The 13,010-nt window shown below is 69.7% G+C and carries 13 protein-coding genes; 12 read left to right on the forward strand and 1 reads right to left on the reverse strand.

All coding sequences use genetic code 11. From position 1 onward, the window contains the following. The first annotated feature begins 105 nt into the window (after positions 1–105). The 10 genes from ACFYY1_RS41290 to ACFYY1_RS41335 all read left to right on the forward strand — a co-directional run bounded on the left by ACFYY1_RS41290 (position 106) and on the right by ACFYY1_RS41335 (position 9,780). A complete protein-coding gene (locus ACFYY1_RS41290) occupies positions 106–2,118 on the forward strand; it encodes a protein meaA (RefSeq protein WP_388595089.1) in 2,013 nt (670 codons plus the stop codon). Continuing rightward, a complete protein-coding gene (locus tag ACFYY1_RS41295) occupies positions 2,115–3,077 on the forward strand; it encodes a CoA ester lyase (RefSeq protein WP_266728439.1) in 963 nt (320 codons plus the stop codon). The genes ACFYY1_RS41290 and ACFYY1_RS41295 overlap by 4 nt, the downstream gene beginning before the upstream one ends. 2 nt (positions 3,078–3,079) lie before the next feature. Next, positions 3,080–3,607, forward strand: coding sequence for a MaoC family dehydratase (locus ACFYY1_RS41300; RefSeq protein WP_388595091.1), 528 nt, complete (start codon positions 3,080–3,082; stop codon positions 3,605–3,607). A gap of 2 nt (positions 3,608–3,609) precedes the next feature. Beyond that, positions 3,610–4,815, forward strand: coding sequence for an acyl-CoA dehydrogenase family protein (locus ACFYY1_RS41305; protein ID WP_388595093.1), 1,206 nt, complete (start codon positions 3,610–3,612; stop codon positions 4,813–4,815). Positions 4,816–4,996: 181 nt separating this feature from the next. Further along, complete coding sequence (locus ACFYY1_RS41310) at positions 4,997–5,644, forward strand: phosphatidylserine decarboxylase (protein WP_266728445.1); 648 nt, start codon at positions 4,997–4,999, stop codon at positions 5,642–5,644. A 22-nt stretch (positions 5,645–5,666) separates the two neighbouring features. Further along, a complete protein-coding gene (gene pssA / locus ACFYY1_RS41315) occupies positions 5,667–6,488 on the forward strand; it encodes a CDP-diacylglycerol--serine O-phosphatidyltransferase (protein WP_072485157.1) in 822 nt (273 codons plus the stop codon). A gap of 211 nt (positions 6,489–6,699) precedes the next feature. After that, positions 6,700–7,098, forward strand: coding sequence for a DUF6221 family protein (locus ACFYY1_RS41320; protein ID WP_388595094.1), 399 nt, complete (start codon positions 6,700–6,702; stop codon positions 7,096–7,098). A 111-nt stretch (positions 7,099–7,209) separates the two neighbouring features. Then, positions 7,210–8,055, forward strand: coding sequence for a PP2C family protein-serine/threonine phosphatase (locus tag ACFYY1_RS41325; protein WP_388595095.1), 846 nt, complete (start codon positions 7,210–7,212; stop codon positions 8,053–8,055). A 109-nt stretch (positions 8,056–8,164) separates the two neighbouring features. Further along, positions 8,165–9,103 (forward strand): MASE1 domain-containing protein, encoded by a 939-nt coding sequence (locus ACFYY1_RS41330; RefSeq protein WP_388595097.1) that lies wholly within the window; start codon positions 8,165–8,167, stop codon positions 9,101–9,103. 128 nt (positions 9,104–9,231) lie between these two features. Beyond that, the gene (locus tag ACFYY1_RS41335) at positions 9,232–9,780 is read left to right on the forward strand and encodes an SRPBCC family protein (protein ID WP_388595098.1); all 549 of its coding nucleotides are present in this window, start codon (positions 9,232–9,234) and stop codon (positions 9,778–9,780) included. 64 nt (positions 9,781–9,844) lie between these two features. Here the strand turns inward: ACFYY1_RS41335 and ACFYY1_RS41340 are convergent, their stop codons facing one another. Next, entirely contained in the window at positions 9,845–10,960 is a 1,116-nt protein-coding gene (locus tag ACFYY1_RS41340; RefSeq protein ID WP_388595099.1) for a glycerate kinase, read from the reverse strand. A gap of 135 nt (positions 10,961–11,095) precedes the next feature. Between ACFYY1_RS41340 and ACFYY1_RS41345 the strand changes: the two genes are divergently transcribed. Then, positions 11,096–11,590 (forward strand): NUDIX domain-containing protein, encoded by a 495-nt coding sequence (locus ACFYY1_RS41345; protein ID WP_388595101.1) that lies wholly within the window; start codon positions 11,096–11,098, stop codon positions 11,588–11,590. A 172-nt stretch (positions 11,591–11,762) separates the two neighbouring features. Then, positions 11,763–12,971, forward strand: a complete 1,209-nt coding sequence (locus ACFYY1_RS41350; protein WP_388595102.1) for a hypothetical protein — start codon at positions 11,763–11,765, stop codon at positions 12,969–12,971. Positions 12,972–13,010: the final 39 nt, after the last annotated feature.

Genomic DNA, 13,010 nt, shown 5'->3' on the forward strand with positions numbered 1-13,010 from the left:
AGGTCGGCGTGCTGGCGCTCGCCCCGCGCGAAGGGCTCGGCGTGCGCAACGAGGAGATGCGCGCCCAGCACATCGACGCCATCAACCGCTTCCGGGACATCTGACATGAGTGGGCGTCAGAAGGACCGCCCGTGGCTCATGCGGACGTACGCCGGCCATTCGACCGCCGAGGCGTCCAACGAGCTCTACCGGCGCAACCTGGCCAAGGGCCAGACCGGCCTCTCGGTCGCCTTCGACCTGCCGACGCAGACCGGGTACGACCCCGACCACATCCTCGCCCGCGGCGAGGTCGGCCGGGTCGGCGTGCCGGTGTCGCACCTCGGTGACATGCGCCGGCTGTTCCAGGACATCCCCCTGGAGCAGATGAACACCTCGATGACGATCAACGCCACCGCGATGTGGCTGCTGGCGCTCTACCAGGTGGTCGCGGAGGAGCAGGGCGCCGATCCCACCAGGCTCCAGGGCACCACGCAGAACGACATCGTCAAGGAGTACCTCTCGCGCGGGACGCACGTCTTCCCGCCCGGTCCCTCGCTGCGGCTGACCACCGACATGATCACGTACACGGTCAACCGCATCCCGAAGTGGAACCCGATCAACATCTGCAGCTACCACCTGCAGGAGGCGGGGGCCACTCCGGTCCAGGAGATCGCGTACGCCATGTCGACGGCGATCGCCGTGCTCGACGCGGTCCGCGACTCGGGACAGGTGCCCGAGGAGAAGTTCGGCGATGTCGTCGCCCGGATCTCCTTCTTCGTGAACGCGGGCGTCCGCTTCATCGAGGAGATGTGCAAGATGCGCGCCTTCGGCCGTATCTGGGACCAGGTCACCCGCGAGCGCTACGGCATCACCGACGCCAAGCAGCGCCGCTTCCGCTACGGCGTCCAGGTCAACTCCCTCGGCCTGACCGAGGCGCAGCCGGAGAACAACGTCCAGCGCATCGTCCTGGAGATGCTGGCCGTCACGCTCTCCAAGGACGCCCGCGCCCGTGCCGTCCAGCTGCCGGCCTGGAACGAGGCGCTGGGGCTCCCCCGGCCCTGGGACCAGCAGTGGTCGCTGCGCATCCAGCAGGTGCTCGCGCACGAGAGCGATCTGCTGGAGTACGAGGACATCTTCGCCGGGTCGCACGTCATCGAAGCCAAGGTGGACGAGCTGGTCGCCGAGTCGCTCGCCGAGATCGGCCGGATCGAGCGGATGGGCGGGGCCATGGCGGCCGTCGAGTCCGGGTATCTGAAGTCCGAGCTGGTCTCCTCGCACGCCGCCCGCCGGGCCCGGATCGAGGGCGGCGAGGAGAAGATCGTCGGCGTCAACATCTACGAGACGACGGAGCCGAACCCGCTCACCGCGGACCTCGACGGGGCGATCATGACGGTCGACCCCGCCAACGAGGCCCGGGTCGTCGCCGCCCTGCACGACTGGCGCGACAACCGCGACGAGGCCCGCGCCACGGAGGCGCTGGCGGCGCTGAAGAAGGCCGCCGCGGGCACCGAGAACATGATGGAAGCGACCGTGGAGTGCGCCCGCGCGGGTGTCACCACCGGCGAGTGGTCCTGGGCGCTGCGCGACGTCTTCGGCGAGTTCCGGGCCCCGACGGGCGTCTCGTCCGCGCCGGTCGCGGTGACCGCCGAGGCGGGCACCCCGCTCGCCCTGGTCCGCGAGAAGGTCGCCCGCACCGCGGCCGACCTGGGCGCCGGACGGCTGCGGCTGCTGGTCGGCAAGCCGGGCCTGGACGGGCACTCCAACGGCGCCGAGCAGATCGCCGTACGGGCTCGTGACGCCGGTTTCGAGGTCGTCTACCAGGGGATCAGGCTGACCCCCGAACAGATCGTCTCGGCCGCCCTCGCCGAGGACGTGCACTGCGTCGGCCTGTCGATCCTGTCCGGCTCGCACGCGGAGCTCGTGCCGGACGTGCTCGTCCGGCTGCGCGAGGCGGGCGCCGCCGACATCCCGGTCATCGCGGGCGGGATCATTCCGCCCGCCGACGCCTCGGCCCTGATCGGGGCCGGTGTGGCCGCCGTATTCACCCCGAAGGATTTCGGTATCACGGAGATCATCGGCCGTATCGTCGACGAGATCCGGAAAGCGAACAAGCTCGACCCTCTGGAGGTCCCCGCATGACTGCCGTCAACCGCCTGCGCCCGCGCCGTTCGTGTCTGGCAGTGCCCGGCTCGAACCCGCGCTTCCTGGAGAAGGCCCAGGGCCTCCCGGCCGACCAGGTCTTCCTGGACCTGGAGGACGCCTGCGCGCCGCTGGCCAAGGAGGGCGCCCGGCACACCATCGTCGACGCGCTGAACAACGGTGACTGGACGGGCAAGACCCGGGTCGTGCGGGTCAACGACTGGACCACGCACTGGACGTACCGCGATGTCATCACGGTCGTCGAGGGCGCCGGCCAGAACCTCGACTGCATCATGCTGCCCAAGGTCCAGGACGCCCAGCAGGTCGTGGCCCTGGATCTGCTGCTGACCCAGATCGAGAAGACGATGGGCTTCGAGGTCGGCAAGATCGGCATCGAGGCGCAGATCGAGAACGCCAAGGGCCTCGTCAACATCGACGACATCGCCGCCGCCTCGCCGCGTCTGGAGACGCTGATCTTCGGCCCGGCCGACTTCATGGCGTCGATCAACATGAAGACCCTGGTCGTCGGTCAGCAGCCGCCCGGCTACGGCGCGGACGCCTACCACTACATCCTGATGCGCATTCTGATGGCGGCCCGTACGCACGACCTCCAGGCGATCGACGGCCCCTTCCTGCAGATCCGTGACGTGGACGCGTACCGCGAGGTCGCGGGCCGGGCGGCGGCGCTGGGCTTCGACGGCAAGTGGGTGCTGCACCCGGGTCAGGTCGACGCGGCCAACGAGGTGTTCTCGCCCTCGCAGGAGGACTACGACCACGCCGAGCTGATCCTCGACGCGTACGAGTGGTGCACCTCCGAGGAGGGCGGCAAGAAGGGCTCGGCGATGCTGGGCGACGAGATGATCGACGAGGCGAGCCGCAAGATGGCCCTGGTCATCGCGGGCAAGGGCCGCGCGGCCGGCATGCAGCGCACCTCCAAGTTCGAAGCGCCGGAGGCCTGATCATGCAGTTCGGACGCACATATGAGGAGTTCGAGGTCGGTGCGGTCTACAAGCACTGGCCCGGGAAGACGGTCACCGAGTACGACGACCACCTCTTCTGTCTGCTGACCATGAATCATCACCCGTTGCACATGGACAGCAACTACGCGGAGCAGACGACCGATTTCGGGAAGAACGTTGTCGTCGGCAACTACATCTACTCGCTGTTGCTCGGCATGTCTGTTCCGGACGTCTCCGGAAAGGCGATCGCCAATCTTGAGGTCGAGTCGCTGAAGCATGTCGCGCCGACCTTCCACGGCGACACGATCTACGGCGAGACGACCGTTCTCGACAAGATTCCGTCAAAGTCCAAGAGCGACCGCGGAATCGTGCACGTGGAGACCAGGGGGTACAAGCAGGACGGCACGCTGGTCTGCGTGTTCCGTCGCAAGGTGATGGTCCCCACCGAGACGTACATCAAGGAGCGCGGCGGCGAGCAGCCCGGCCGCCCCGAGCTGAACCAGCCTCCCCAGAAGAACGCGGAGAAGTAGCCATGACGCGACTCGCCCAGACCACCGGTCTCACCGACGTCCAGCAGGAAATCCTCTCCACGGTCCGGGATTTCGTCGACAAGGAGATCATTCCGGTCGCGACCCAGTTGGAACACCGTGACGAGTACCCCACCGAGATCGTCGAGGGACTCAAGGAACTCGGCCTGTTCGGGCTGATGATCCCCGAGGAGTACGGGGGTCTGGGTGAGTCGCTTCTCACATACGCGCTGTGCGTGGAGGAAATCGCCCGCGGCTGGATGAGCGTGTCGGGAATCATCAACACGCACTTCATCGTGGCCTACATGCTCAAGCAGCACGGCACCCAGGAGCAGAAGGACACGTTCCTGCCGCGCATGGCGCTGGGCGAGGTCCGGGGCGCGTTCTCGATGTCCGAGCCGGCGCTGGGCTCGGACGTCTCCGCGATCACTTCCAAGGGCGTCAGGGACGGCGAGGAGTACGTCCTGAACGGCCAGAAGATGTGGCTGACGAACGGTGGCACGTCCTCGCTCGTCGCCGTTCTGTGCCGGAGTGACGAAGGCCACCCCGAGGGGACCGCCCCGCACAAGTCGATGACCACATTCCTGGTGGAGAAGGAACCCGGTTTCGGCGAGGTCCGGCCCGGACTCACCATTCCTGGCAAAATCGACAAAATGGGTTACAAGGGCGTCGACACGACCGAACTCATCATGGACGGGCTACGAATTCCGGCCAATCGAGTGCTGGGCGGCACCACCGGCCGAGGGTTTTACCAAATGATGGACGGGGTCGAGGTCGGCCGGGTGAATGTGGCGGCACGTGGCTGCGGTGTCGCACAGCGTGCATTCGAGCTGGGCGTGTCGTACGCCCAGCAGCGGCAGACCTTCGGAAAGCCGATCGCGCAGCACCAGGCGATCCAGTTCAAGCTGGCCGAAATGGCCACCAAGGTGGAAGCCGCCCATGCAATGATGGTAAATGCAGCGCGCAAAAAGGACTCCGGGGAGCGAAACGACCTGGAGGCAGGGATGGCGAAGTACCTCGCCTCCGAGTACTGCAAGGAAGTCGTCGAGGACGCCTTCCGTATCCACGGCGGTTACGGCTTCTCCAAGGAGTACGAGATCGAGCGCCTCTACCGGGAGGCCCCGATGCTGCTTATCGGTGAAGGTACCGCCGAGATCCAGAAAATGATCATCGGGCGCCGACTCCTTGAGGAGTACCGGTTCCAGGGGTGATTGTCCCTTTCGAGGCGATTTAGTCGCGAAGAAGATCACACCCTGTCACCCTCGGCCGGTGCCTTCCAACCGTCCGACTCGGCTGCTGGCTTGCCCAGTTGTTGCTCGCAACCGATAACATCGCCGGAAAAGCCGCCGTCCCCCGTTGCCAGCGCGGCATCATCCGCTACGAAGGTCATCCATGCCCGACAGCCAAACCTCTGCACCACGCGGCGGAGTCCGCCTTGCGCGCGGAGCTTCGCCGTGGCTCCTCCCGACCGTCGCCACCGCGGCGCTCAGCCTCTCCCGGGCCCGCAAGTCCGGGCGCTGGGCCGCGGTGGCCGTGCCCACCACCGCGCTCGCGGCGGGCATGCTGTGGTTCTTCCGCGACCCCGAGCGCGAGATCACCCAGGGCCGCGTCATCTCGCCGGCCGACGGCGTGGTGCAGAGCATCATGCCGTGGAAGGACGGACGCACCCGCGTCGCGATCTTCATGAGCCCGCTGAATGTTCACGTCAACCGTGCGCCCCTGGCCGGCACGGTGACCTCGGTCGAGCACGTCCCCGGCGGGTTCGTTCCGGCATTCAACAAGGAGAGCGAGAACAACGAGCGCGTCGTCTGGCACTTCGACACCGAGCTCGGCGACATCGAGATGGTGCAGATCGCGGGTGCGGTCGCCCGGCGCATCGTCCCGTACATCCCGCAGGGCACGAAGGTGGAGCAGGGCGAGCGCATCGGTCTGATCCGCTTCGGCTCGCGGGTCGACATCTACCTTCCGGAAGGTGTCGAGGTCGCGGTCGAGGTCGGCCAGGCCACCACCGCGGGGGTGACTCGAATTGACCGTGATTGATCCCGACACACAGGCAGGCTGGGTGCCCGAGTCGGAGTCCGAGGAGGACACCGGCGAGGACATGCCGCTCTCTCTGCGGCTGTCGATAGCGGACACCCTGACTCTCGGTAACGCCACGTGCGGTTTCATGGCGGTGTACTTCACCACCACCGGGATCCTGATCCCGCATCTCACGGGCAGCGACGAGAGCGGCATGGCCCGGCACTCCGCGGCCACCGCCGTGATCCTGATGCTCCTCGCGGCGGTCTTCGACCTCTTCGACGGGCTCGTGGCGCGCAAGCTGCGCTCCTCGCCGATGGGTGCCGAGCTGGACAACCTCTCGGACCTGATCAGTTTCGGGCTCGCCCCGGCGTACTTCGTCCTCGTGTACGGCATGGTCGCGGACGACGCACACCAGCGGGTCTCGGCGCTGGCGGCCATCGTGGTGCTGCTGGCGGTGGTGCTCAGGCTTGCGAGATTCTCCTGCGTGACCATGAAGGACGGCATGTTCCAGGGCATGCCGAGCCCCTTCGGAGCGCTCACGGTCGTCTCGATCGTGCTCCTGGAGCTGCCCTTCGTGCCGACGCTGCTCGCGATCGTCGGAGTGGCGTGGCTGATGGTCAGCCGGGTCGAGTACCCGAAGCCGCGGGGTGTCCTCGCGGTGGCGATGCTCAGCTGGATCGTGGCGGCGATGGGGCTCCTCGCCGCGTGGGCGTTCGACGCGCCCGGCGGCCAGCTGCTCCTCCAGACCGGCTGTGCGCTGCAGGTGGTCCTGGGAGCGGTCATCCCGCTCTTCGCGACGGCGCGGCGGGTGAACACCTTCCGTGACAACCGGCGCGAGGCACGGACCGCGCAGCTGCCGTAGCGGCACGCAAGACACAGCAGCTGCCGTAGCGGCACGCAAGACACAGGAGAAGGACCCGGGTGCTCCCCAGCACCCGGGTCCTTCCGCATCCGGGGAACTCGCGGCCGCGGTCCGCGCGGCCGTCCGGCTCCGCCCAGTATGTTGGGGCCCGACCGGCCGGCGGGCGCCGACCCCGGAAGCCAGGCCTTGATGATGAAGGACTCGGAACCCGATGACAGACAACTCCGACATGATCGACTTCGTACGGGCGCGCCTCGCCGAGGAGGAGCTCATCGCGAAGGCGGCGGGCAGCGACAGCTGGCGGTGTCCGGCCGATGTGCCCGGCGAGGTCCACGACCGGTCCGGGGGCATCGCGTTCAGCGTGCGGAATCTCGGTTTCGACCAGCACATCGCGCTCCAGGACCCGGCGCGTACGCTGCGCCGCATCGAGACCAGCAGGGTGCTCCTCGACGAGTACGCGGAGGTCTGCGGCCTGGACACCGACCGCCCCGATCACGACTTCCGGTCCGGCCGGGCCGTCGGGCTGGGCTTCGCCGTCCGGCAGCTGGCCGCGGAACACGCCGGCCACCCCGGGTACCGGGCCAGGTGGCTCCCCCGGTTCATCCAGTAGCGGGATGCGTCCGCCGCGGGCTCCGTGTCCCGGCCACGGGACGATGCGGAGGGCAGCAGGAGGGCTAAGGTTTCAGAAGGAGCGCATCGCATCGCACCGCGCAGGGACGCCATGCACCGACACCGCAGCACATCGGACAGCACCCAGGAGCTCCTTCTCACTCTTGGGCGCCTTGTCGATCAGGCCCTGGAGAACATCAGGCTCCAGCGTGCCCGCGCGGAAATGGGCCTGGCCCTGCAGCGGCACATGCTCCCCGCCGAGCTGCCCGACTTCCCGGGCATCCGGATCGGGGCCCGGTACGTGCCCTCGCAGGACGGCATGGCGGTCGGCGGCGACTTCTACGACGCGTTCCCGATGCGGGACGGGGTCGCGGGGATCACCATCGGCGACGTACAGGGGCACGGGGTGGAGGCCGCCGCCTTCATGGGTGAGGCCCGCGCCAGCCTCAGGGCGCTCGCCAGCGTCACGACCGACCCCGGCACGGTGCTGGCCTGCGCCAACGACCTGCTGATCTCGCTGGGCGGCGACCTGTTCACGACCTGCTGCCTGCTGAGCGTCACCCCGCAGAGCGGTGAGCTGTCCGTGGCACGCGCCGGACACGTGCCGATCGTATGGGGCACCGACGACGGCGACTCCGGCATCTCCCACGACGAGGGCGGGGTGCCCCTGGGCATCCTGCACGACCAGTGGTACCCCGTGACCCGTCGGCGGCTGGCGCGGCCCGGGTATCTGGTCCTGCTGACCGACGGGGTCGTGGAGGGTCCGTCGTACTCGATCGACGAGGGGCTCGCCGCAGTGGCGGAGGTGGCCGCCGCGGCCGGCGGGGCCGACCCCGGCGAGGTGGCCGAGCGGGTGATCCAGGTGGCGGACCTGACCGGTCACGAGGACGACGCCGCCGTGCTCGTCGTCCGCTACGACGGTCCGCCGGGGACGACCGGGCCGGTGGACGGGGCCTGACCCGTTCGCGTAACCGGGCGGGGGGATGTACCGCGTTCGCCGACCTCAACGGCGCAATACCGGCGCGCCCGCCCCGGCGGCACGCGGCGGCTTGGTGTCCGATGCTGGAATGGTGGACAGAGCACGGCTCCGACAACACACGGCCGAAGTCCTGACGGTCCTCGCGGTGGCGGTCTGCTACTACGCGACGGCCCGTCTGGGACTGCTCCAGCAACTGGTGCGGGGCCAGGTCACCCCGCTGTGGCCGCCGACCGGGATCGCGGTCGCGGCACTGCTGGTGTTCGGGGTACGGATCTGGCCCGGCATCGCGCTGGGCGCACTCGCCGTCAACATCTTCCTCGGGCCCTCGGTGCTGCCCGTGCTGGCCATCGCCGCCGGAAACACGGCCGCCCCCATCTGTTCCTACCTGCTGCTGCGGCGTGCGGGATTCCGCAACGAACTCGACCGGTTGCGGGACGCGCTGGCGCTGGTCTTCCTGGGGGCGCTGGCGGGCATGCTGATCAGCGCGACGGTGGGGACCGGCGCCCTGGTCGTCTCGGGGGCGCTCCCGGCCGAGGAGTTCTGGCCGACCTGGTCGGTCTGGTGGACGGGCGACGCCATGGGCGTCATGGTCGTGACACCGTTCCTGCTCGTCGTGCGCAACGCCCGCCTGCCGTACCCCATCAACCCGGCGAGATGGGCGGAGGCCGTCGCGCTGGGGGTGTGCACCGCGGCCGTCACCGTGGTGGCGACCGACACCAGCGCTTCGCTGCTCTTCCTCGTCTCCCCGTTCCTGATCTGGGCCGCCTTCCGCTTCGAGCGGGCCGGCGCCGCCTGCTGCGCACTGGGCGTCTCCACGCTCGCGATCCTGGCCGCCGGACGGATGACGGGCCCCTTCGCGCACCATGGCCTGCTGACCAACATGATCACTCTTCAGGCGTTCATCGGCACCACCGCGCTCGTCTCCCTGCTGCTGGCCGCGGTCGTCACCGAACGGAACCGCACCTACCGCGAGATCAAGCGGCTCTGTGCGCAGCTCTCCGAGAAGGTCACCCGTCAGGACCTCTGAGTCACTCCATCGGTCCTGCGACGGGTGCGCGCTCGCTCGATCGGCAGCAGGCTGAGGGGCGACGGCACCGCGACGAGGGCAACCGGAAGCCGAAATTCAGGCGGACGGGCGCCGTAAGAGGTGGAGCCATGCCCCATGTGTCTGCGAATGTCCATGTGTCCCGCCCCGCCGACGAGGTCTTCTCGTTCCTCCGGGATCCGCGGAACCTGGCTGAGTGGTCATCGAGCATAGACCGGGTGATCGAGGGCCCGGTCTACGCGGAGCTGGGTGACGAGTACACCTGCAAGTTTCCGGGCAGACGACGGGCGCACCGCCTGCGGTGCACCGCGAGCTCACCCGTCGACTACCTCGTCTTCCGCGGTGCGGGCATGTGGACGCCCCTGGGCCGCCACTCCCCGGAGCTGGAGTTCCGGCTGAGTCCGAGCCGGCTCGGTACGACGGTCACCGTCTCGGTCAAGCCCCATCTGGACGGCGGGATGATACTTCTCGCGCCGTTCGTGACGATGGCCTGGCGCCGGGATCTGCCTTCGGAGCTGCAGAGTCTGTCCGAGCTGCTGAGCCGCGGGGACGGTGCGGGAGAGGGTCCGGGCGAGGGTGCGGGGGACGGTCCGGGCGAGGGTGCGGGGGACGCCGAGGACGGCCGGGACGCGGCGTCCTCGGTGGGGTGGCAGGGCTGATTCTCCGGCCACCGGGCGGGGCATCGGACCGACACCCCGCCCGGCCACCGGAGCGGCCACGGGGCTACAGCAGGAAGTCGCGCGCGATCGACTCGGACGCCCGTTCCAGCAACGGTCCCGCCTGAGCCATGGAGACCGCGGGGTCCGGCTCCAGGTCGGCCAGGGCGTACGCACGGCGGATGCCCGCCGCGGTCAGCGCCTCCTGCGGCAGGGCCAGGCGGCCGCAGACCGCCACGACCTCGATCCCCGCGGCGCGGGCCGCCGCCGCCACCCCCGCCGGGGCCTTGCCGTGGAGGGTCTGCTCGTCGAGCGAGCCCTCACCGGTGATCACCAGCGTGGCGCGCGCCAACGCCGGGGCGAAGCCGAGGACGTCGAGCATGACCTCGATGCCAGGGCGGAACCGGGCGCCGAGCGCGACCAGCGCCCCGTAGCCGATGCCGCCCGCCGCGCCCGCTCCCGGCAGCGCGGCGTGGTCCGGGCCGAGGACGGACGCGTAGTGGGCGAGCGCCGCGTCGAGCGTCGCGATGTCGTCCTCGGTCGCGCCCTTCTGCCTGCCGTAGACCTCGGGGGCACCCTTCGGGCCCGTCAGCGGGTTGTCCACGTCGCTGGCGAGGATCAGGTCCACCTCGGCCAGTCGCGGATCGAGGCCGGACAGGTCCGCCTCCGCCAGGTCGGCGAGGCCGCCGCCACCGGGGCCCACCGGCTTGCCGTCCGCGTCCAGGAAGCGGGCGCCCAGCGCGGCCAGCATCCCCGCGCCGCCGTCCGTCGTCGCGCTGCCGCCGACGCCGAACACGATCGTCCGGGCACCCGCGTCGAGCGCGGCGGCGAGCAGCTCGCCGGAGCCGTACGTCGTCGCCGTGAGCGGGGCGAACACCCCTGCGGGCAGGTGCTGGAGGCCCGATGCCTCGGCCATCTCCACCACCGCCGTGGTGCCGCGCAGCGCGTACGCCGCGGTCACCGGATCGCCGAGCGGCCCGGTCACCCGCGCCTCGCGGCGCTCGAATCCGGCGGCCACCGCCGCCGCCACCGTGCCGTCGCCGCCGTCCGCCACGGGCAGGGTCTCGACCCGCACGTCGGGGACGACCCGCCGCAGCCCGGCCGTCACCCGCTCCGCGACCTGTACGGCCGTGAGCGAGCCCTTGAACTTGTCCGCCGCGACGAGCACGCGTGCGGTCTCCATCACTGCTCCGTCCGCCACCTTGCATCCCTTGCTTTCGAACAGGCAGTCGCGCCGTCCCCGACCCTATCCGCAGCGGATACCCGCTGCCCAGAGCCGTCGCCGTCCGAGCCGCGCCCCTGCCACTACGCTTCCCGCGTGACCACCACTGACTACACCTCCTACATCGCGGGGCTCCCCCGGGTGCTGGCCGCCGCGGCCACCTTGTTCCGGGACGACCGGGGGCGGGTGCTGCTCGTCGAGCCGAACTACCGGGACGGCTGGGCGGTGCCCGGCGGAACGGTCGAGTCCGACGACGGCGAGGGCCCGCGCCAGGCCGCACGGCGCGAGACGGCCGAGGAGATCGGCCTCGATCTGGCACCGGGGCGGCTGCTCGCCGTCGACTGGGCACGCGGCCCGCACCGGCCGCCGATCGCCGCGTACCTGTACGACGGCGGGGTGCTGGACGAGACCCTGTTGCAGGCGATCCGGCTCCAGGAGGAGGAGCTGCTGTCCTGGAAGCTGGTCGAGCGCGAGGAGATCGACCGCTATCTGCTCGGCGCCCTCGCGCTGCGCGTGAAGGCCGCGCTGGAGGTGCTCGAATCCGGCGGCGGCGCGGTGGAGCTGGAGGACGGCCTCCCGGCCGGCCGCTGACGGCTGGCACCCGGAGCCGGATACCACCCGAATCACCCTTCTGTCCCGTTGTGCTGACCGGACGTCACCTGGTAGTCCGGTCGACGGCTGCTGGACCGTCGAGTTCATGTGCCATTGGTCCGCAGTGCACGCTCGACCGGCATCATCCGGACTCCACGACAGCGGAGGGATCATGCGTAAGCACACGGGACACCTCGGTGGGCGACTGGTCACGACCGTCGCAGCTCTCGCCTGTACGGCAGTCGTCGCCACGGCGTCGACGGCGCTCGCGGAACCGGCACCGGCACCGGCCCCGGCCGCACCCGGCGGCCTGCCGCAGTCGGTCGACGGCGGCGCCTGGCAGTCCGGCCACGTCCAGGGCATGGCCATCGACCGCCGCAAGGGCTTCATGTACTTCTCGATGACCAATCTGCTGGTCAAGACCGACCTCAAGGGCAATCCGGTCGGTTCGGTCACCGGATTCACCGGCCACCTCGGCGATCTGGACTTCAACGAGAAGGACGGCCGGGTCTACGGCTCGCTGGAGTACAAGGAGGCGAAGTCCTTCTACATCGCGATCCTCGACGTCGACCGCATCACCCGGATGGACATGGACGCCCAGTCCACCGGGGTCGTCTCGACCGTCTACCTCAAGGAGGTCGTGAAGGACTTCACCGCCGACATGAACGGCGACGGGGTCTTCGACGGCGACACGGGCAAAACCCCCGACCACCGCTACGGCTGCAGCGGCATCGACGGCGTCGCGTTCGGTCCGGCCTTCGGCGACCGGCGCGGGGACCGCGCCGCGAAGAGACTGACGGTCGCCTACGGCGTGTACGCCAACACGGGCCGCACTGACAACGACCACCAGGTGCTGCTCCAGTACGACGTCACCCGGTGGAAGAGGTACGAGCGTCCGCTGACCGAGTCCGCCCCGCACACCAGCGGCCCCGCCCACGTCGGCGGCAAGTTCTTCGCGTACACCGGGAACACCAATTACGGCGTGCAGAACCTGGAGTACGACGGGCACAGCGGCAACTGGCTGATGGCCGCCTACAAGGGTTCCAAGCCCGGCTTCCCCAACTACTCGGTCTTCGCGCTGGACGGTGCGCGCAAGCCGGTGCGCGGCTGGGTGCGCGGGCAGCAGCGCCCGGAGCGCGGGCTGCTGCTCCCGCTGCTGCGCGAGGGGGCGCACGACGCCACGACGGGTACGTACGGGTGGCCGGCGCCGGGACAGTACGGGCAGTACGGGCTGGTCTCGCTCGACGACGGGCGGTTCTACGTGGCGCGCAGCGGCACGCTCCAGGAGGGCGGGGTCACCAAGCAGACGGCACGGGCCGAGCTGAACACCTGGACGGGCCTGACCCCGTCCCCGTTCACTCCCGCCGGCCCCGCGGCTTGACGTCCACCACGGGGCGGACGGCCGCCTGAGGCCGAAATG

It is taken from the genome of Streptomyces sp. NPDC001890 (assembly GCF_042891445.1).
Classification (GTDB): Bacteria; Actinomycetota; Actinomycetes; order Streptomycetales; family Streptomycetaceae; genus Streptomyces.

Excerpts from the sequence above, each read along its gene's own strand:
- ACFYY1_RS41290 (WP_388595089.1), top strand. The coding sequence starts at position 106 with ATGAGTGGGCGTCAGAAGGACCGCCCGTGGCTCATGCGGACGTACGCC.
- ACFYY1_RS41295 (WP_266728439.1), top strand. The coding sequence starts at position 2,115 with ATGACTGCCGTCAACCGCCTGCGCCCGCGCCGTTCGTGTCTGGCAGTG.
- ACFYY1_RS41300 (WP_388595091.1), top strand. The coding sequence starts at position 3,080 with ATGCAGTTCGGACGCACATATGAGGAGTTCGAGGTCGGTGCGGTCTAC.
- ACFYY1_RS41305 (WP_388595093.1), top strand. The coding sequence starts at position 3,610 with ATGACGCGACTCGCCCAGACCACCGGTCTCACCGACGTCCAGCAGGAA.
- ACFYY1_RS41310 (WP_266728445.1), top strand. The coding sequence starts at position 4,997 with ATGCCCGACAGCCAAACCTCTGCACCACGCGGCGGAGTCCGCCTTGCG.
- ACFYY1_RS41320 (WP_388595094.1), top strand. The coding sequence starts at position 6,700 with ATGACAGACAACTCCGACATGATCGACTTCGTACGGGCGCGCCTCGCC.
- ACFYY1_RS41325 (WP_388595095.1), top strand. The coding sequence starts at position 7,210 with ATGCACCGACACCGCAGCACATCGGACAGCACCCAGGAGCTCCTTCTC.
- ACFYY1_RS41330 (WP_388595097.1), top strand. The coding sequence starts at position 8,165 with ATGGTGGACAGAGCACGGCTCCGACAACACACGGCCGAAGTCCTGACG.
- ACFYY1_RS41335 (WP_388595098.1), top strand. The coding sequence starts at position 9,232 with ATGCCCCATGTGTCTGCGAATGTCCATGTGTCCCGCCCCGCCGACGAG.
- ACFYY1_RS41340 (WP_388595099.1), bottom strand. The coding sequence starts at position 10,960 with ATGGAGACCGCACGCGTGCTCGTCGCGGCGGACAAGTTCAAGGGCTCG.
- ACFYY1_RS41350 (WP_388595102.1), top strand. The coding sequence starts at position 11,763 with ATGCGTAAGCACACGGGACACCTCGGTGGGCGACTGGTCACGACCGTC.